We start from the raw sequence: 21,292 nt of genomic DNA on the forward strand, positions 1-21,292 counted from the left end.
CAGCCCAGAGTTTCGGCTTTGCTGGCTAGCCAGCTGACCGGTTCCCGGCGACGGAATCACGCAGGCTCTTCGTCCGGATATCGGGCCAGTTTTGCTCGACATAGTCCAGGCACGCCGCCCGGGTCGCTTCGCCGTGCACCACGCGCCAGCCCGCCGGAACGTCGCGGAAGACGGGCCACAGACTGTGCTGCTCCTCGTCATTGACCAGCACGAAGAAGGTGCCGTTGTCATCGTCGAAAGGGTTGGTACTCATCGCTTCTCCACCATCGTTTGGTATCTGGACAAACCCGCGGGACCGACCCAGGACCCCAGCACTCGGTCCGACAGCAGCCCCAGGCAGCTGAGGTTGGGAAATCCGGGCCCCTGGGTGAGGCCGGACAGGTTGGGCAGGAACAGCTTAGGCGTGACGTCGCTGACGGACAGGTCGTAGCCAATCCCCTCCTGCAGGCGCTCGGAGGCCAGCGGTCCGCCCAGACCCAGCTCGAGCAGGTCGAGGGCATCCTGACTGAACAGCGAGGTGAACCACAGCGCATCGGCGCCCGAGCCGTCGATCACGAGGTCGAATCCGTGCACCGTTTCCAGGTTCTCGCTGAACCGGTTGGTGGAGAGCGTCAGCCGGATCTGCCCGTCGCGACCTACCGCGTGCGCCACCCGGCCGCGCAGGTGGCGGATGCGGTCGTCGGCCAGCAGCGCCTCTTGCACGTTTGCCGAGAAGACGCCACGATCCGTGCGGGCCAGCGCGTCGCGACGTTCGGCCAACGTCAACGCGGTCCAGTCGGTGGGGTCCGAGAACAGCGAGTTCTCGAAGAAACTCTCGCCACGGGTAAACAACGTCACCTGCGGTGAGATGACGGTGATCGTCGAAACCCGGTGCCGGAAAAGCTCATTGAGCATCGAGGCGGCCGTTTCACCGCCGCCGATCACCGCGACCCGCTCGGCGCTGATGCGGTCGTGGCCAGCGGCGCGATCCCAGAACTGGGCGATCGACATCATGCGCGGGTTGCCGGGCAGCAGAGATTTCTCCGCCTGGCCAGGCCCGGTGATCATCAACGCGTCCGCGTGCACGGTGGTCTCGTGGGTGCGCAGCGCCCAGCGGTCACCGGCGACACCCAGCCCGTCGACCTCGCCGCGCACCACTAACATCTCGACCTGATCGGCGACCCAGCCCAGGTACTGGCTCCACTTGCGATGCGGCGGGGCCGGCCTGCCCCGGTCGATCCACTCGGCGAAGGATGCGGTCGCGATCAGATAGGACTGCCAGCTGTAGCGGGTCATCAGCTCGTCGACCTCGCCGTTGCGGCGTGGCACCAGCGCCGATCGGTAGGGGAAGCCGACATCTTTTTCCGGGCTGGTACCCAGCCGGTGCGCACCGTCGGTCCAGCCGCCGCTCGCCTGCCAGTTCGCCCCGACCCCGGTGCGTTCCACGGCGACCACGTCGGGGACCTCGACGCCCATGTCGCGCAGCGCCTTCGCCTTGGCGGCTACAGCCACCGCCTTCGCGCCGGCGCCGAGGATCGCTAACGTGCTCACGTCACCACCTCCCGCAGTGATTCAATCCAAAGTTGTTGCAAAGCAGCGATATCCGCGTCATCGAGAATGTCTGGCAGTGCACGCCACTGCGCGGCCAAGACGCGCTGCCCCTCGAACGGCAGCACGGTGGCCATGATCGTGAGTTCGTGGCGCACCGCCAGATCCGGTTCCGGTTGCGGAGATACCCCCGCGAGCAGCCCGCGCTCCATCGTCAGCACGGACCCGCCGCCGGTGTGTGCTGCGCCCAGGTAGTTCAGCAGTACCTGCGGGCCAGGCAACGAGGCCAGACGCCCGGCGGTATCGGTCCGCAGATAGCGCAGCAACCCGTAATCGAGTCCGTCACCCGGGATGGCCGCTAACCACTCGCCGACGTCTTGCGGGTCGGTCGAGTCCACCCGCACCGGATATATGGAGCTGAGCAGTCCGATCGTGTCGCCGGTGTCGATGGTGTGCGAGCCGGGCTCGTCGACCAGACTGTCTGCGCGGCCGTGGGTTTCCAGCGCCAGCAGCGGCGGCGGCGTGGCCTGGTTTCGTCGCTGCCGCCAGCGCGTCACCGTCGCCGCGGTGGCGGCGACCAGCAGGTGGGGCAATGGCAGGCCGGAATCCAACAGCCGGTGGGTGGTGTCCGCGTCGGCGGCGACCATGCGGACGATCAGATCGCCGGCCCGGTCGCGGCCCGAATCAACCCGCCGGGCGCCGAGGTTGGGATCATCGCCTTCGAGCTGGGCTGCCCAGAACTGCACGGTGTCCAACCGGTCGGCGCGGTCGGCGAGGGCCGCGGCCCAGCGTCGGTAACTGGTGTGCTCCCGCACCGGTGCGGGCGAGTGGCCGGTAGTCAACGCCTGCAGGGCAGCATCCAGTTCGCCGAGAACCACCCGCCAGGATGCCGGATCCATCGCCAGCACGTGGGCGGCCAGCAGCAGCACGCTTCGTCCGGTCGGCGGCCGAAGCCACACGGCGGCCAGCAGCGCTCCCCGCTCGGGGTCAAGACGGTCGACAGCTTCTGTGACGTATTCGGGAACCACCGCTTGCAGGTCGTCGGAGACCGCAACCTCGTTGACAAGTTCACCGAGGGTTTCGGTGGCCGGCGCCGGAACCAGGGTCATCGTGGCGCGGTCCAGTCGCGCGCGGAGCACTTCGTGCCCGGCGACGATGCTCGCCAGCGCGGCGTCCAGTTGCTCGCGGGTGATGTCGTCGGGCAGCCGGATGGCTTCGGTCTGGGCCAGCCGTCGAGCCTCGCCGTATTCATAGAGCCAGCGGCCATTGGGCAACACCGGCATGGGCTCCGCGTCTTCTTCGACATCAGTTGTAGCAGTAGCGGTTTCGGAGTCGATTGCCTCTGCCAATTCCCGGACGTTGGCGCACTCGAGGATCAGCCTGGCGCGCAACGCCAGACCCCGCGCCCGCGCGGCCTGCACCACCGACAACGCCATGATGCTGTCCAAGCCCAGCTGCAGGAAGTCCGCGGCCACGTCGACGCAGGGCAGGTGCAGAAGTTCCGAAAGTACTTCGGCCAGTGCGACTTCGGTGGGCGTTTCGGGCTCAGAACCGGCGCAGTCCGCAGTCGCGGCCGCATCGAACGCACGCAGCGCGGCTTCGTCCAGCTTACCGTTGGCGGTCAGTGGAATTTCGTCGAGCTTGACGATCCGCTGCGGAATCATGTAGCGCGGCAACCGGGTACCTAGCATGGCGCGCAGCTCGGCTGCCGGTGGTTTGTGCGCCGCCGTGTCGGAAATCACCACGTAGGCGGTGAGCCGCGCTCCGGTGTCCTGCTGCCGCACCAGAACGCCGGCGTGCTGCACGGCGGGGTGTGATTCGAGCGCTGCGGCGATCTCGCCCGGTTCCACCCGGTAGCCGCGAATCTTGACCTGCGCATCGGCGCGCCCCACGTATTGCAATGAGCCATCCGGCCCCCGGCGCACCAGATCGCCGGTGCGGTACATCCGCTCACCGGCGGCGAACGGATCGGCGACGAATCGATGGCTCGTCTCCCCCGGGCGGCCGAGATAGCCGCGGGCCAGTTGGGATCCGGCCAGGTAGAGCTCGCCGGTCGCCCCGATGGGCACCGGACGCATCGCCGAGTCCAGCACGTAACCGCGGGAGTGCCGGGTCGGGCGCCCGATCGACGGATCGTCGTACTCGGTAATGGCTCCCACCACGGCTTCGACGGTGGTTTCGGTTGGGCCGTAACAGTTGTAGGCGCACAATCCGGTTCGCACACATTCGCCACGGATCAGGGCCCACGCGGAGCTGCCGAGCGCTTCACCGCCCAGCGCCAGCACCGCCAACGGCACCGTGGTGAGCAATCCACATGCGGTGAGTTGGGCGAACATCGACGGCGTGGTGTCGATCATGTCGACGCCGTATTCGGCGATCGCACCGACGAGTGCCTCGGCGTCGGTCTGGGTCAGCTCGTCGACGACGTGCACACCATGGCCGTCCAGTAACGCAACCAAAGGCTGCCAGGCAGCGTCGAACGCGAACGACCACGCGTGCGCGATGCGCAGCGGGCGACCCAGCCGCGCCGCCGCGGGCCGCAACACGCTGTCCAGATGATCGTCGGCGTAGGCGCCGACTGCCGCGTGAGTTCCTATGACGCCCTTGGGTTCTCCCGTCGTCCCCGATGTGAAGACCACATAAGCGGCCTGCTCGGGCGACACCTGGACCGGACGGAAATCGGCGCCGGCCTCGCCGCGGGCTTCCAGCAGCTCCTCGTCGACGATGATCGCCGCACCGGTCTGACGCAGAATCGACTCGACCCGTTCGGGGGGCAGCCCCGGCTCCATCGGCACACACATGCCGCCGGTCTTGAGTACCGCGAGCATCGCGACGATGTACTCCGGCCCGCGGAAAAGCCGGATGGCCACCGGGGTTTCGGTCTTTACCCCGCGAGCCGCGAGCCGGGCGGCCAGTGCGTTGGCACGATCGTCGAGCTCGCGGTAACTCAGCGAGCCGCCCGTCCAGCTGATCGCGACGGTGTCGGGCGTCTTGACGGCGACCTCGGCGAAGCGAGTGTGGATGCCAAGCGCCTGCGGGGCCGCTGCGTCCGCAACATCCGCAACAGCCTCGTCCTCGAACAGGACGCTGACCTCACGCAAGGGTCGCTCCCAGTCCCGCAGCAGCCGCTCGGCAGCGGTCAGCACTCGACGGCCCAGCCGCTCCGCGCTAGTGGTACCCAGCGCGCCGTCCAGCACTTCGATTAGCACCACCAGCTCGCCGCCGGCCATGTGGGCAGCGATCGCGACCGGGAAGTGGGACAGGGTCTGCAGCGCGGACGGGCGGAATGTCGCACCGGCAGCGTTGAATTCGCCGGAAGCGGCCAATCCGTCCAGGGGAAAGTTCTCATAGACCAGCAAGGTGTCGAACATCTCCCCGACCCCACCGAGGGTCCGCAGTTGCGAATGCCCGAGGAAACCGTGCTCACGTAGCAGTGCGGCATTGCGCTGCACCGCACGACACTGGTCGCCGACGCTCGCGATCGGGTCGAGCTGCACCCGCATCGGGACGGTGTTGATGAAGAGGCCGATCATCGTCTCGACGCCCGCAAGTTCGGGCGGCCGGCCGGAGACGGTGACCCCGAATACCACGTCATGGGTGTCGGTCAGCCGCGACAACACCAGCGCCCACGCCATTTGTATCAAGGTGTTGACGGTGATGCCGCGCGAACGAGTGCCTTCGACCAGCCGCTCTGCGGCCTCGGGCGGCAGCCGCAGTTCGGTGGTGCGCGGCAATCCGGTCTGCCGCCCGTCGGCCGCTTCCGCCGAGCCGAACGCGGCCGACAGCATGGTCGGACCAGGCAAGCCGGCCAGATGCTGGCGCCAAACCTGTTGGCTGGCTTCAGGATCGCGGCTTGCCAACCACCCGATGTAGTCGCGGTAGGGGCGCGGGGCAACGGGCAGCGCCGCAAGGTCTCCCCCGGCGCCGTACAAGATCATCAGCTCGTTGACGAACACCGGCAACGACCAGCCGTCGATCACGATGTGGTGGGCGGTGATCACCAACCGCCATTGCGCGCCGGGCAATTCGATCAGCAGGAAGCGAATAACCGGCCCATGTTCCAGATTGAACGGTCGGCGTCGCTCACCGACCTCCAACGCCTGCACCTCTTCGGGCGAGGCCGTGACGACTCGCCAGGGCAGCTCGACGCGGGACGGCACGATCTGCACCGGACGCGGGATTCCCCGGCTGAAGAAGCTGGCCCGCAGGTTTGGATGCCGTACCAACATGTTCGTCGCGCAGTCGTGCAGCAGCTCGGCGTCAAGCGCGCCGGAGATGTCCGCGGCCATGCCGATCATGTACGGATCGTCGGCCGCTTCGCCTTCGACGAATTCGGTAAGCGTGCTCAACGAATACAAGCCCTCTTGCAGCGGGCTCAACGCCATCACGTCCTCGATGTCCGGTACGACATCGGCTTTGGTCGCGGTCATGGCGTGCCGTCGCGTGAGGATGACCAAAGCTGTGTCACCGCAGCCAGATCGTCGGCTGACAGTCCGGACGCGGCCATCGGCTCGAAGCGGGCATCCGCCGGCTCGTCGGCCTGCTCGGTATCGGTCTGTCCGTCGCCGAGGGCGTCCAGGACGCCGGCCAACTGCGCAGGCGTCGGGTGCTCGAAGACCATCCGCGGACTCACCGCCAGGCCCGCTGCGCGGGCCCGCGATGCCAGCTGCACCGAAAGGATGCTGTCACCGCCGAGCGCGAAGAAGTCGTCGAACCGGCCGACCTCGGGCGTCGACAGCAGCTCGGCGAACACCTTGGCCAGCGCCCGTTCGGTGTCGGTGCGCGATGGTTCGATCTGCCCGCTGGTGCTGACGGCCGGCTTCGGTAGCCCGGGCCGGTTCAGCTTGCCCGAATCGGTCTTGGGCAGCGCGTCGAGAACCGTCAGCGACGAGGGCATCATGTATCCGGGCAGCGTCGTCGCGATTGCGGCACGCACCGCGCCCGCGAAGGTTGCTTTCTCCGCGTCATCGACGATTGCTCGTTGCGGCACAACATATCCGGCCAGCGATGTACCGCCGCGCACCTCCCAGGTACGCGCGGCCGCCGCCGAGACACCGTCAGCCGCCGAAAGCACGGCCTCGACCTCCGCCAGCTCGACGCGGAATCCGCGCACCTGTACCTGGTGGTCAGCACGGCCGGTGAACTCCAGCTGGCCGTCCTCGGTCCACCGGGCCAGGTCGCCACTGCGGTACAGCCGCGACCCCGGTTCCAGCGCATACGGATTGGCCACGAACCGCGTTGCGGTCAACGCGGACCGCTTCCAGTAGCCCCGGGCCAACTGGTCACCGGCGTAATACAGTTCGCCCACCACGCCCACCGGCACGGGACGCAGGCTGTCATCGAGCAGGTAGGCATCGGCCCCCGGCACCGGCTTGCCGACAAGCGGATTCGGCAGACCGAGCCGCCCGCGCGACACCGCGCCAGAGGTTTCGGTGGAGCCGATGTTGTTCAGCAGCTGGGTGTCCGCATCATCGGCACATGCGGCCACCAGCCGCTCCAACAGTGACGCGCTCACCGGCTCCCCACCACAGACCAGCCTCGACAGGGATCGCACCACATCGGGTCGGGTGTCCACCAGCGCGGAGACCAGGCTGGGCACCGCGGTAACCTGCGCCACTGAATGCCGGTCCATCAAATCCCCGAGCGCTTCGGCGTCGCGGTGCTCGGCGTCGTCGGCGAGGATCATCGTGGCACCGGCCGCCAGGCCGGCCAGCATCTCCATACCGCCCTCGAGGAAGGTGATCGAAGCCTGCGCCAATCGAATGTCATTGGCGCAGGGCGGGTAATGCCGCAACTGCCAATCCAACCGGGCCGACATGGACCGATGCGTGCCCACCGCACCCTTGGGCTTGCCGGTGGAACCGGACGTGAACACCAAATACATCGGGTCGTCGGGGTGCGGCGCGGGCAACTCCGTGCGTGCCGCGTCGCTGTTCTCCATCGCGGCACGAACCTGCGGGTCGTCCAAGGAAATCACCGTAACCCCAGGCACTTCCGGCGTGCTGTCCACGGCGTCGGCCGTCGCCAAGACCACCGGCGGCGCGACGTCGTCGAGCATGAACTGCTTGCGCGCCAGCGGATAACCGGGATCGATCGGGAAGTAGCCGCCGCCGGCTTTCATGATGGCCACCAGCGCCACCACCATGTCGATGCCGCGCCGCGTCGAGAGCCCGACCAGCGACCCCGGCTGCACACCGTGTTCGGCGAGCAGCACCGCGAGATTGTCCGAACGCCGGTGCAGCAATGGGTAATCGATCTGCTCGCTGCCGCAGCGCACCGCGATCCGGTCCGGACCCCAATTCCGGCTGGGAGCAAGCAATTCCGGAATGGTACGCGGTCGGTCCTGTGGCGCCTGCACGCCGCGGCTCCACTCCTGCAGGATGCGGTGCTGCTCGTCGTCGTCGATCACCGCAACGTCGCGCAACGTCTGATCGACGTCGTTGGCGAACGCGGTGATGATCCGGGCCAGCCAACCGGCCAGCCGCTCGATGGTGGACCGGCTATACAGCTCGGTACGGAAAATCACGTTGCAGTTGTACCCGGCGCCGTCCGTATCGTCGGCGCCCAGGAAGTTGACGCTCAGGTCGGCATGCGCCATGTCGAAGATCGGATCCAACGAGGTGCACACCGTGTCCTCGCCGCCGCGGCCGTCGGACGTCGCATCGATCACCCGGGTGGCGGGCAGGTGGTCGCGGACGTGCACCACGACCTGGAACAGCGGGTTGCGTGATAGCGAGCGCACCGGGCTGACGCTGTCCACAACCCGGTCGAACGGCAGATCCTGGTGAGCGTAGGCAGCCAAGGCCGTCTCCCGGGCCCGACGCAGCGCTTCTCGCAGCGTCGGATTACCGTCCAGATCGTTGCGCAGCACCAGAATGTTGACGAAAAAGCCGATCAGTTGGTCCAATTCGGCTTCGGTGCGTCCGGCAACCGGCGTGCCCAGCGGAATGTCCACGCCGCTGCCGGCCTTGTGCAGGACCACGGCGACGGCGGTTTGCAGCAGCATGAATTCGGTGATGCCCAACTCGCGGCACAATTCGGCGAGCTTGCCGCGGGTGGCCGCGTCGATGCGGAAGTCGACCGACTCACCCGCGCCGCTGGGTACCGGTTGACGAGGGAACTCCGGCCGCAGCCCGGTGTCCTCCGACATCCCGGCCAGCTGCCGGGTCCAGTACTCCCGCTGCTCGGCGGCGATCGTTGATTCCTGACCACTGGAGTCACCCAGGAACTCGCTTTGCCAGGCCGCGTAATCGGCGTACTGCACGCGAAGTGGCGCCCAGGACGGCACCTCTCCCGAACGCCGGGCCCGATAGGCGGTGAGCACATCGGAGAACAGCACGCCTGCTGACCAATGGTCGGAAGCGATGTGGTGGACCACGAAGGACATCACGTGTTCGCCTGCGTCGACGCCGGTGCGCAGCAACGCGATCCGAATCGGTCGCTCCTCGTCCAATTCGAAGCAGTGCTGGCGTTCGGCGTCAAGCTGTTCCTGCAGCCAGCCGTCGCTATCAGTGGCGGCGCCGTCAAAGGCCGCCCGGCGAATCGGCAGATCACCGGCTGGATTGACTACTTGGTAAGGGACACCGTCTATTTCGACATAGCTGGTGCGCAGAATTTCGTGACGAGCCACGACGTCGCTGATGCCGGCGATCAACGCCTCGATGTCCCACGGCCCGGTCAGCTTCGCAGCGAACGGGATGTTGTTGACCCAGCTGGGCCCGTCGATGCGGTACGCGAACCAGCTGCGCAGTTGCGACGCCGACAGCGGCAGCGGCTCGTCGTGGGCGGTCGCGATCAGCTTGGGCCGCGCCTGGTCGAATGTGCCGGAGCCCAGCTCGTCTACCCGCTCGGCCAGCAAGCCCACCGTGCCCAGCTCGAAGACGTCGCGGATGCCGAGCTCCACACCGCAATCCGAGCGGATCGCGGTGACAAGTTTGGTGGCCACCAGAGAGTGGCCGCCTAAATCGAAGAACGAGTCGTCGACACCCACCCGGTCGTGGCCCAGCAGTGTGGAAAACAGTGCGGCGATACGGCGTTCCGTGGCGGTCGTCGGGTCGCGGTATTCGGCCCCGGCGGCGATCTCCGGTTGCGGCAACGCGGCACGATCGATCTTTTGGTGCACGGTCATCGGGATCTCGTCGAGCACAACGTAGCCGGCCGGAGTCATGTAGTCCGGCAGCGCCGCGGCCACCCGGGCTCGGATACGTTCAACGTCAACGGTTTCGGTGCCGCAGTCCGGGGCGGGAGTGACGTACCCGACCAGGCTCTTGCCCAGCCGGGGCAGGTCCACCGCAAGCACCACCGCTTGTCCGACGCTGGGGTCGACCGAGATGGCGGCGGCGATCTCACCGAGCTCGATGCGGAAGCCGCGGATCTTCACCTGTTCGTCGGCGCGGCCGACGAACTCGATGTCTCCGTCACCGTTACGGCGGGCCAGGTCGCCCGAACGGTACATCCGGCCGCCCGCGGCGAACGGATCGGCGACGAAACGTTCGGCCGTCAGTCCCGGCCGACGGTGATACCCCTGCGCGACATGCTTTCCGGCGATGTAGATCTCGCCGATCACACCCACCGGTACCGGCTGCAGCGCATCGTCGAGCAGATACACTTGCGTGTTGATCTTGGGCTTACCGATAGGCACGATCCGGGTGCCCTGGGTGCCCTGCACCGGATAGCTGGTGCAGTTGACGACGGTCTCGGTCGGTCCATAGAAGTTGTACAGCAGCGCGTCGAAGGTGGCGTGGAACTTGTCGGCGATTTCGCCGGGCAGCGCCTCCCCGCCGATCGGGACCCGGCGCAGGCTGCGCCACTGGTTGACGCCGGGCAGCGACAGGAAGAGCCCCAGCAGCGACGGCACGAAGTGCATCGAGGTGATGCCTTCGCGGCCGAGCAGGTCGGTCAGGTAGCCGATATCGCGCAGCCCGTCGGGCCGCGGAATCACCAACCGCGCACCCATGATCAGCGTTCCGAAAATCTCCCCCATCGACACGTCGAAGCTGGGTGAAGCGACCTGAAGCAGCGATTCGGTTGCGGCGATCTGGTATTCGTCGCCGAACCAGACGAAGTACTCGGCGATCGGCGCATGCGGCACCGGGACGCCCTTGGGCAGCCCGGTCGAACCCGAGGTGTAGATCAGGTAGGCGGTGTTGTACGGGGTCAGTGTGCGAATCAGCTCGGGTGCGCTGGCCGGGTAGTTCGACAGGCCGGTAACTGGTTCGTGCAGAACCAGTTTGGCGTCCGCATCGCCCAGGATGAAGGAGATTCGATCCTGCGGGTAAGTGGGGTCCACCGGCATGTATACCGCGCCCGCTTTGAGGATGCCCAGCGCGGTGATGACGAGTTCGGGCGACTTGTCCAGCAATAGCGCGACCCGGTCCTCGGTGCCGATGCCCTGCTCGATTAGCCAGTGCGCCACCCGGTTCGACTCTTCGTCGATCTCGCGGTAGGTGTAGTCGCGGCCTTCGTAGCCGACGGCGACGGCATCGGGCGCATGGGCCGCGCGGTGGCTGACCAACTCCGGCAACGTGGCAGCCGGGGTGGTGAACTCTTCGCCCGTCGACACCTGGCGCAGCCACTCCGCGTCTTCGCCGCTCATCAGCGCGCACGCGGACAGCGGCGCGTCGGGGTTGCTCAGCGCATTGTCGAGCAAGACGACATAGTGCCGCAGCAGCTGTTCGACCAGCGGACGATCCAGCACCTCGACCAGATACTCTGCCTCAACCAATCCGCCGCCGTCCTTCGAGCGCGCCAGCTCCACCATGAAACTCAGTGGCAGCTGGTTGAAGTGACCGCGCAACTCACCGCGCTCGCAGTTGATGCCCGGCGGGCAGAAGCCGGCACCATCGGCATCTCGCTGTCCGAAGCTCACCCGCGTCATCCGGTCCGCGCCGTGTCGGCGATCGGGGTTGGATTCGCGCACCAGCCAGTCCAGGTCGGCACGTGAATGCGCAAAGGCGCCCACGGCGCTGTCCCGAGTTTGGGTCAGCAGTTCGCGGAATGTCTGGTGGGAGTGCGGTTGCAGCCGAATCACCACGGTGTTGCCGTAATAGCCAATGGCGTCCTCGGTCCCGACGCCGCGATTGAGCACGGGGACGGCGACCAGGAAGTCGCTCGACTGTGTGTAGCGCTGGACCAACGCGGCGAACGCGGACATCAACACCATGTAGGGCGTGGCGCCGCTTTCCCGAGCCAGCGCCGCCGCCCGGTCGATAAGGGCCGGCGGCAACTGCGCGGTGGCGCGCTGCGCACGCCAGCTGCTCGGCACCACGGAACCGTTGGCGCCCGGAAGCTCCAGCGGCTCCGGCAGATTCGTGATGAGTGGCCGCCAGTAGTCCGCATCCTCGTCATGACTCGGGGCGTCGGCGAAAGCCGGCTCGACCGCGGGGGCACCGGCCGCCGGCGCGGCGGCGAAACCATCCGGGTCGGTATACGCCCGGGTCAGATCGACGAAGAAGGGCGACCATGAGCCGTCGTCCCAGGCGATGTGGTGGGCGGTGATCAGCAGCATCAGTTCGTCGGTCGACAACCGCGCCACCGTGACCCGCAGCGGCGAATCCTTGGCCAGGTCGAAGGGCCGGCAGAAGTCCCGCTGAGCCAGCACATCGAGCCGCAACCGCCGGGACTGATCGGTCAGGCCGGACAGGTCGTGTTCGGCCCAGTCCGGTCGCAGATCATCGCGGATCACCGGATACGGGAAGCCGTCGGTGTCGGTCTCGTAGGTGGTGTGCAGCACCGGATGGCGCTCGGCCACGGCCTCGATCGCTGCGCGCAGCCGGGCAACATCGACGGTGCCGGTGATGCGATAAGAGACGCAGATGTTGAGCAGCGCGCTGTCGGGATCGACCGATTGCACGAACCACATCCGGTGCTGACCGCCCGACATGCGTGGCTCGTCGTATGTCGCCACCGACCCCTGCGCCGGGGGCCTGTCGAGGCCACGCTCAGCGATCTTGCGGCGCAATAGTTCCAGCCGCTTTTCGTCGAGCCGGGCGCTGGCACCGGAGGTTTCAGTCACGCTAGGAGTCCAACCTTTCTAGCATCGCGAGCGTCGAATGTTGCGCCCCGATCGGGGCGGCGGTGGTTTCCAACCTCGGCGGAGCCGTCGGCCCGCCGGTTGAGCCAACGCCCAACGCATCGATCAATTCGTGCACGGTGATCCCGCCGAGCATCCGGGCCACCGGAACCGAGCTGCCCACCGTCCGGCGTAACCGCTTGCGCAGATCGAGCGCGAGCAGCGAGTCCACACCGAGGTCGATGAGTGACGCACCCGGGTCAATCGATGACGAATCACCCAAGTGCAATGTTGCGGCCAGCTCGGCGCGCACCACATCGGCGAGCGGTTTCGCCGCCGACCCGTTGTCGCTCTCGGAGCTGTCGCTGCTGCCTGGCCCGCTGAACGGCATTGGCATTCCCTGATTTTCGAAGAAGACCGCGAGCCGCTCGAAGTCTGCGTCGAAAATCAAAGGATCGCCGTCGTAGCGGTAGAGGCTAGCTTCTATCGCCAGTTCGGGGTCCATGGCAATCAGACCGGAGCGCTCGGTGCGAGTGATCTCGTTGGCCGCCACTACCCCGGCCGCCTGCCACAGTCCCCATCGAACTGCCATGCAGTCCCGGCCGCTGACACGCAACTGCGCGGCCAGCACGTCGAGCATCCGGTTGGATGCCGCGTACGCCGCATGGTTGTAGCCGCCCCACACGCCAAACACGGACGAGCAGGCCAGTATTCGGCTGTCAGGCTGCGCCGGCCACACCTCGGCGAGCAGCGCCAGCCCACGGACCTTCGCGTCACAGACCTCCGCTACATCCGTTCCGTTGAGGTCTGCGCGCGCAACGGCTTTAGCGATCCCGGCGGTGTGGATCAGCAATGATGCACCGGCACCGCCATACTCGGCGGCCACAGCGGACAACGCGGCACGGTCGGTGATATCGCACAGCGGTGCCTGGACCACCGCGTCATGGTTCTCGGAGAGCCGTGCCAGCGCGTCTGGAGCGACACCGTTGCGGCTCAACAGGGTGACCGTGCGCGCCCCGTGCTCGATGCAGTACCGGGCGTATTGCAGGCCGATCGCGCCGCTGCCACCGGTGATTACCACGTTGTCCAGTGCTGCGGCATCCAAGGGCCGGTTGGTTGCCGATTCGCCGCACTCCCCGAAGGTCCGGACATAACGTCGCGGTGATTCGGTGCCCCGCAATGCAATCTCGGCGCCGTCGCTGAGCAGCACGTCGACGATCGCGAGCGCGGTCTCGGGGTTGACGGCGCGGCTGAGCAGATCCAGGTGGCCGAAGGTCTGGTCGGGGAATTCGAAGCCGACGCTGCGATGCATCGCGGCCAGCGCCGCCTGCGCCGGTGAGACGTTCGGCTCGTCGGACTCGACTTGTTCGGCACCGACAGTGAGCAGCCAGACGGCACGGCATCGTGGGCCGATGACCGCGGCGTAGTCGGGCAGGCCCGCATCGGCGCGACCCTCGATCTGCTCAATTGCGGCAAGAGCATCCAGCTGGTCGAGCTCTGGGGCGATCACCGCGACGATCTCCGCCTCGCCCAGCGGCACTGCCTGGCAACCGCCGTGCGCGGCAACGGCGTCGATCAGCTGCTGGGTCAATGCGCCCGCGACGGGCTCGCCGAAAAATCCGATGGTGCAACCCGTTGCGTTGGCCGGGCTGGGTGAGGTCAGCTGCTGCCATTCCTCGACTGCGGCAGTCAGCGCCGCAACCGGCACCGTGTCGGTCAACGGTTCGGGTGTGGCCCACAGATGCACCGCCCGCATCGGCGCATTCGGGAATCTGCGCAGTGGCGCCTCGATATCGCCCGGTATGGCGTTGGCCCACGGGCTGGCGGGGTGAGCGGTTGCGACGGCAGCGATGCTCGCCGACAGCGAGTCGGTGATGGGTTTGTCGCGGTGCCCCGATCCGACGATCACGGCCGACTCGTCGTCGACGATGTCGGTGAGCGGATACAGCAGCGACGGATGCGCGGACAGCTCGACAAACGTGTCGATTCCGCCCTTTTGGGCATGTCGCACGGCTCGGTCGAACCGCACCGTGCCGCAGAGGTTCTCATACCAGTACTCGGAGAAGTCAGCATCGACGTCCACCTCGGCGCCGAACGTGGACCCAATGAAGCGCGCCTCGCCGCGCCGGAACGCCGACTCGGGGATCAGCTCGATCAGCGGGGTACGCAACGGCCGTAGCGCACTGGTGTGGCCCGGATAGTCCACGGACAGTTGATGATTGAAGATGCCTCGCCGCCCCGCCAGCTGCACTGCGGCGGCCACGGCGTCGTGGTCACCGGACACCACCGTCGACGACGGCCCGTTCACCGCCGAAACTTCCAGCCAGCCGGGCGCATCGGCCAGCACGGACTCCGCCTCCTCGACCCCGACTCCCAGCACCGCCATCGCGTATCGGCCCGTCAGCCGGTCGACGACCGTCGCGCGGGCACCCACCAGGGTGACCGCGTCCGGCAGCGTGATCGTTGCGGCCACGAAAGCGGCCGCAACCTCGCCAAGGCTGTGTCCGATGGTGACTTCGGGAACCACACCGCAGTCTCGCCACGCCGCGGCCAGCGAGACCGCATGCGTGAACTGAGCACCCTGAATCTCGGTGCGCGACCAGCTCTGCTCCACCTCGCCCACCAGATAAGGCAGCGGAGACGGCAACCCGGCGGCGGCGAACGCCTGCACGCACTCGTCCGCGGACTTTCGGTAGGCCGGCAGGCGCCGGTAGGCGTCGGCTCCCATCGCCTGCCATTGATTGCCTTGGCCCGGAAACACGAATGCGATACGCGGCGCCGAGCTCTTCGCCGACCAGCTGATCAGGGGGTGCTCCTCGGCACGGGCAAGCGCGGACAACCCGTCGACGAGCTCGGTACCATCGGCGGCCCGCAGCACGACGCGGTGCCGGCGTACCCGCCGCAGCCGCAGCAGGGTCGACGCGACCGCAGCCGCCACATCCGGTGCAGTGGACCCGGTGCGGTCGAGGTAGTCCAGGATGGCCGCCGCATCCTGGTGGATGAGTTCTTTGTCGTGCGAGGTGAGCAACACCGGGACACGACCATCGGGCAACACATGATCGAGCACTATGCGACCTCTGGCACTGAGACGATCAGATGTGCGTTGGTGCCCGCGATCCCGAAGGCCGACGCCGCAGCAGTGCGCTGTCCGGCGATCGCCGGCCACGGCGTCAAGCTCTGTGCGAGCCGTAAACCTTGGCTCTCCCAGTCGATTTCGGGGCTCGCTTCGGTGGCGTGCAGGGTAGCCGGAATGGCGCCGTGTTCGGCCGAGACGAGGACTTTGGCCAAGCCGAGTGCGCCGGCAGCTGCCAGCGAGTGGCCAACATTGGATTTCACCGAACCCAGCAGAGCTCCGGCGCCGGGTTCGGTATCGCCGTAAGTCGCTGCCAGCGAGCGCAATTCGGTGCGGTCGCCGAGCCGGGTACCGGTGCCATGCCCCTCGATCATTCCCACTTCCTCGGGCTTGATTCCGGCCCGGGTGATCGCCCGGCGGAACAGCCGGGCTTGCGCGTCCTCGCTGGGGGCAGACAGGCCGGCGCTGCGGCCGTCCTGATTGACCCCGGTAGCGCGGACCTCGGCCATGATCTGCCGGCCCGCCCGCAGCGCGGCCGATTTGCGTTGCAGCACAAACATTGCCGACCCTTCGGCCCACACCGTTCCACTGGCCTGGGTGCTGTACGGACGGCAGCAGCCGTCGTCGGAGAGGGCATGTTGCTTGGAGAATTCGACGAAGAAGCCGGGTGAGCCCAGCACATTGACTCCGCCGGCCAACGCCAGGTCGCAGTCGCCGTCCCTCAGAGCACGCACGGCAACGTGAAAGGCCACCAGCGCGGACGCGCATGACGAGTCGAGGGTGAGCGCCGGGCCGGTCAATCCCAGCGTGTACGCCACCCGTCCGGAGATCACGCTCAGCGCCGTCCCGGCAAGCAGATGGCCGCTGTGCCGGGAGAACTCGGCCATCTCAGGGCCATATCCGGTCATGGATGCGCCGACATAACAACCCACGTCATGGCCGGCAAGGTCGTCGGGATTGATGCCGCTGTTCTCCAGCGCGCGCCACGAAACCCGCAGTGTCACCCGCTGCTGCGGGTCCATCGAGACCGCCTCGCGCGGCGAGATCCCGAAGAATTCCGGGTCGAATGTGGCTGCCTCGCGCAGGAATCCACCGCGGTCATGGATCTGCTTGAAGCCACTGCGACGTGATCCGGCAAGCAGTTCTGCAACCGGCCAACCGCGGTCGGCCGGGAACGGGCCCAGCGCCTCACGGCCGTTCGCCAACAGGTCCCAGTAGCGGTCGGCGGTGTCAATGCCGCCGGGCGCTTCGACGGCCATCCCGACGATCACCACTGGGTCGACGCCTTCAGAATCGAATCCGTTGTCAGACATCCGCGTTCACCTGCGCAGCGATCGCATCGACGTGGTCATAAACGTAGAAGTGCCCGCCGTCGTAGAGCGAGAGCGAAAACGTCCCGGCGGTGTGTCTTTCCCACTGCCGCAGCACATCGAGACCGATGCGGTGATCGTCACGGCCGCCGAGGACATGAATGTCGGCACCAATGCGGATGCCGGGACTGGGGTCATAGCGATTGAAGGCCTGGTAGTCGGCGCGCATCGCGGTGGTGAGCAGTTCGGAGAACTCCTCGTCGGCAAGCAGTTCGGGGTCGGTACCGCCAAGGTCGGCGATGTCGGCAAGCACTCCGTCATCGCTGGTCGGCAGCTCGGGCATGTCGGCCACGACGCACGGCGGCGGACCCGCGGATGCCCACAGCATCTGCACGGCGACGTCGTTCTCTTCGGCCACCCGGGCGAATTCGAATGCCACCACGGCGCCCATGCTGTGGCCGAACAACCGCAGCGGTGCCACGCCCCGCCATGGCCCGGCCGCAAAGAGCCCGAGGGCAAGGTCGTGCACAGTTTCGTGGGCAGGTTCGGTGAGCCGGTCGGCCCGCTGCGGGTACTGCACGATGTAGGTATCGCCGCCGCCGGCCAGTGCGGCGGCCAGCACCCGGTAGCTTGCGGCGGCGGCCCCGGCGTGCGGGAACACCACAGTGGCGCCCGTGGCCGGTATCTCATTGCGCCCCGGCACCAGCTTGATCCAGGACGGAAATGTGGACGTCATGCTAATCAGGTCACGGAATGTCATTGTGCTGCTTCATGTTTCGCGGGTTGCCCAGATGCGTCCAGGACCGACTCAGCGTCCATGCCGATAACCTCCAGATACAACTCGGCGACCTGGTTGAGTCGGCCAGGGTCACGCTCGCGGCGGCCCAGCAAGCCCGCAAGCGCCGAAACGGTTCTGTTGGCGAAGATGTCGGCGACCATCACATCCGGGCTGTCCAGCCAGGAGCGAATTCGCGCCACCGCCTGGGTGGCCAGCACCGAATCACCACCGAGGGCGAAGAAGTCGTCGTCGAGACCGACCCTATCCAGGCTGAGCAAGTCCGCAATGATGCCGGCAAGCGCGGATTCCGGCGCCGTCGACGGCGCCCGGTAATCCGGTTTGTCGGTTTCCGAGCCGCAGGCCGCGGCGGCGAGTTGCCCGGCCACTACGCGACGGTCGATCTTGCCGGCGTCGGTGAACGGGATGTTCTCGACCACTAGTACGTGACGCGGAATCATGTGCGCGGGAAGAACATCAACGAGTGCGTCGCGAATCTGCTCAGCAGTGAGCTCGGTGCCGCCGGTTGCCTCCGTGCAGACCGCCGCGGCCAGCACCTCAGATCCACCAGACCCGGAAAGCAAGGCCGCCACCGCAATTCGCACTCCTGGCAGCCGCCGTATCGCGGCTTCGACCTCGCCGAGTTCGACGCGGTACCCGCTGATCTTGATCCGGTGGTCGGTGCGGCCGACGAACTCCAACGTACCGTCCGGCCAATACCTGGCTAAATCACCAGTGCGATACCACCGTCGGCCGTCGTGCTCGACGAAGCGCTCCGCGGTGAGATCGGCACGACCGCGATAGCCGCGCGCGATGCCGCGGCCCGTCACCCAGAACTCACCGGGCACCCAGTCGGGGCAGTCGTCGCCGGTGTCGCTGACGACGCGGCACGCATTGTTGACAAGCGGCGTGCCGAACGGCAGGGCGGCCCAGTCCGCCGGCAACTCAGCGGCGTCGAGCACCTCGAAAATTGTGTTGTGGACCGGGGTTTCGGTCGCTCCACCCAGGCCGGCGAATCGCACGTTGGGGGCCTCGGCTGCAAAGCGGCGAGCCACCTCGGGCCGCACCCAGTCGCCGCCGGTGGGAATCACCCGCACCGACGACAGCCGCCCACGGCCGACTTCGATCAGCATCTCCAGCCAACCCGGCATGAAATGCAGCACGGTGACTTTGTGTAGGTCGATGAGCCGGGCCCACGCATCGGGATCGCGGCGTTGCGCTTCGTCGACCACGACGATCGATCCGCCCGTCCGCAAGGTGACGAAAAGGTCCATCACCGAAATGTCGCCTTCCAGCGTCGACAGGGCCAGGCATCGATCTGCTGCACCGATCTCGAAGTGATGGCCGATGAATTCCACCGTGTTCATGACGGCGTCGTGCGTCACCTCGACGCCCTTGGGTTCACCGGTCGAGCCCGAAGTAAACAAGACGTAGGCGAGGTCGCAAGGATCAACTCTCGCGAAATGAATCTCGGCGCCGGCCGTCACGTCGCCGAGGATGTCGGCAAGCGTCAGCGCGGGCACCGGCAACGACGGCTGCTGTCCGCCGCACACCAGGGCCAGCCGCACGCCTCCGGTTTCCAGGATGCGCTCCGCGCGCTCGCGGGGCTGGTCGACGCCGATCGGCAGATAGGCGGCGCCGGCCGCCAGGATGCCCAGCACCGCGGGCACCTGCTCGGCCGTCTTCGGGCCGACCACCGCGACGGTGTCCGCGGCCTCGACCCCGGCCGCGCGCAGCGCAGCCACCACCGCCAGCACCTGATCACGCAGCTGCGCATAAGTCAGGTCACCGGAACTGGAAAACACCGCGGGAGCGTCGGGCCGCTGCTCGGCCTGCCGGAAGAACCCGTCGTGCAACGCCTCTCCGCTGGGCTCGGCCGTGCGGCTGTTAACCGCGTCCCGCACCACACGCTGGTCGGCGGGCAACGCCGACGGGCCCGCGAGTTCCCAGGGTTCGTCGCCGGAGGCCAACCGGATTAGCTCATCGATCTGGTCAGAGAACATCGCGTCGATGACGCCCGGCGCGAAAACGCCGTCGCGCACATCCCAATTCACCAGCACTCCGCCGTCGAACTCGGTGACCTGAGCGTCGAGCAGCACCTGCGGGCCCTGGGAGATGATCCATTCGGGTGTGCCGAATTGCTCTGTGACGTCGGCACCGAACAGTTCACCGAGCCCCAGCGCGCTGGTGAAGACGACCGGCGCCAGCACCTGGGTGCCACGATGACGGCTCAGATCGCGCAGCACCGACAGCCCGGAATAGGCGGAGTGTGCCGCGGCGGTTTGCATGGCGTCCTGCACCGCCCGCGCGCGTGCCGCGGGCGTTGCTGAGCCCGTCAGATCGACGTCGAGTAACAGCGACGAAGTGAAGTCGCCCACCAGCAAGTCGACGTCGGCGTGCAATGCCTGACGCCCGAACAGCGGGACGTTCAGCAAAAAGCGGGATGTGGCCGACCAGCGGGCCAGGGCGGTCGCGAACGATCCGGCCAACGCCATCGCCGGGGTGATCCCGCGGGCCCTTGCGCGGGAGAACAGGGCGTCGCGGGTTGCCGCGTCCAGCCAGTGCCAGCGACGTGTTCCGCGCTGCGAGTCCCGGCCTCCGAGCGTGGGCAACATCGGCGGGTCGGGCAGTTGCGGGATGCGTTGCGCCCACCACTCGCGGTCGGCGTCGCGAGCCGGCTGGGGGCGCTCCTCATCGCGCACCATGGCCTGACGGTATTCCCGGTAGGTGTAAGCCAATTCAGGTAGGTCACGACCGACGTAGAGGGCCGCAAGGTCGGACATCAGCGTGCGGTAGCTCATCGCGTCGGCGGCCTGCATGTCCAGATCGACGTGCAGCCGCGAGCGCTCACCGGGCAGCAGCGTCAGCGCAAGTTCGAACACCGCGCCGTCGAGCTGCTGATGCGATTTGTCCTCCCGGATCTCGTCGAGCCAGTCAGCGACCCGACCCGCGTCCAGGTGCCGCAGATCCTCGATGACCACGGGGAACTCGCCGCATTCGTCCGTCGCAGCAATGCGCTGCGTGCCGTCGGGCCCGAACCGCACCCGCAGCATGGGGTGACGAAGCGACAGCCGGGTCGCCGCGGCGCGCAGTCGCTCCGGATCGATCGAGCCGCCGTCGAATTCGACGTAGAGGTGTCCGGCGACGCCGCCGAACTGTTGGTGGTCGTGGCGGCCCACCCACATCGCGTGCTGCATCGGGGCGAGCGGGAACGGCTCACCGGACGCGTCGGTGCCGTCGGCCTCCCGGGCATGCTCGTCGGGGGTCCGATCGGCTTCGGAAGCTTGCGAGCCTGCGGCTACTACAAGCTCCGACCAGGCCTCGATGGTCGGCGTGGCAGACAGCGTGGCGAAGTCGACGTCGATGCCCTGGCGGCGCCAACGACCGGCCAGCGACATCATCCGAATCGAGTCCAGACCTTGGCTGATCAGATTGTCAGCTGGCTGAACAGCGGCAACATCGACGCCGAGCAGTTCGGCTACCTCCGCACGGATGTCCTCCGAGCCCGCGGGGGCACGCACCACGAATCCTCCTGAATTAGCACAGGCTGCCCTAATTTTGTTTGGCTACCCTATCCTCTATCCCGGCGCCTTTGC

Annotated in this window: 7 protein-coding genes and 1 pseudogene; all 8 read right to left on the bottom strand. The window is 67.2% G+C overall.

Features of this window, described 5'->3' with window-relative positions:
- Window positions 1-25 precede the first annotated feature (25 nt).
- Window positions 26-253: an MbtH family protein gene (locus DB708_RS21135; protein WP_108925372.1), complete on the bottom strand. Its 228-nt coding sequence runs from the start codon at window positions 251-253 to the stop codon at window positions 26-28.
- Window positions 228-1,530: pseudogene (gene mbtG, locus DB708_RS21140) on the bottom strand (NADPH-dependent L-lysine N(6)-monooxygenase MbtG). The gene DB708_RS21135 and the pseudogene mbtG overlap by 26 nt, the downstream one beginning before the upstream one ends.
- Window positions 1,527-5,957 (bottom strand): non-ribosomal peptide synthetase, encoded by a 4,431-nt coding sequence (locus tag DB708_RS21145; RefSeq protein ID WP_108925375.1) that lies wholly within the window; start codon window positions 5,955-5,957, stop codon window positions 1,527-1,529. The pseudogene mbtG and the gene DB708_RS21145 overlap by 4 nt, the downstream one beginning before the upstream one ends.
- Window positions 5,954-12,541 carry a non-ribosomal peptide synthetase gene (locus DB708_RS21150; protein ID WP_108925377.1) on the bottom strand — a complete coding sequence of 2,196 codons (6,588 nt, stop codon included), beginning with the start codon at window positions 12,539-12,541 and terminating at the stop codon, window positions 5,954-5,956. Before DB708_RS21150 ends, DB708_RS21145 begins: the two co-directional genes overlap by 4 nt.
- Window position 12,542: 1 nt before the next feature.
- Complete coding sequence (gene mbtD / locus DB708_RS21155) at window positions 12,543-15,605, bottom strand: mycobactin polyketide synthase MbtD (protein ID WP_108925379.1); 3,063 nt, start codon at window positions 15,603-15,605, stop codon at window positions 12,543-12,545.
- Window positions 15,605-16,924, bottom strand: coding sequence for a beta-ketoacyl [acyl carrier protein] synthase domain-containing protein (locus tag DB708_RS21160; protein WP_108925381.1), 1,320 nt, complete (start codon window positions 16,922-16,924; stop codon window positions 15,605-15,607). Before DB708_RS21160 ends, mbtD begins: the two co-directional genes overlap by 1 nt.
- On the bottom strand, window positions 16,917-17,657 hold the full coding sequence (locus DB708_RS21165; protein WP_235616876.1) for a thioesterase II family protein: 741 nt from the start codon (window positions 17,655-17,657) through the stop codon (window positions 16,917-16,919). The genes DB708_RS21160 and DB708_RS21165 overlap by 8 nt, the downstream gene beginning before the upstream one ends.
- A 20-nt stretch (window positions 17,658-17,677) precedes the next feature.
- Complete coding sequence (locus tag DB708_RS21170; protein WP_108925385.1) at window positions 17,678-21,220, bottom strand: non-ribosomal peptide synthetase; 3,543 nt, start codon at window positions 21,218-21,220, stop codon at window positions 17,678-17,680.
- Window positions 21,221-21,292 lie beyond the last annotated feature (72 nt).

The organism is Mycobacterium montefiorense (assembly GCF_003112775.1).
GTDB lineage: Bacteria > Actinomycetota > Actinomycetes > Mycobacteriales > Mycobacteriaceae > Mycobacterium > Mycobacterium montefiorense.

What these genes read in the sequence shown, in the direction of transcription:
- DB708_RS21165 (WP_235616876.1), bottom strand. Translation starts at nt 17,657, where the DNA reads ATGACGTCCACATTTCCGTCCTGGATCAAGCTGGTGCCGGGGCGCAAT.
- DB708_RS21135 (WP_108925372.1), bottom strand. Translation starts at nt 253, where the DNA reads ATGAGTACCAACCCTTTCGACGATGACAACGGCACCTTCTTCGTGCTG.
- DB708_RS21160 (WP_108925381.1), bottom strand. Translation starts at nt 16,924, where the DNA reads ATGTCTGACAACGGATTCGATTCTGAAGGCGTCGACCCAGTGGTGATC.
- DB708_RS21145 (WP_108925375.1), bottom strand. Translation starts at nt 5,957, where the DNA reads ATGACCGCGACCAAAGCCGATGTCGTACCGGACATCGAGGACGTGATG.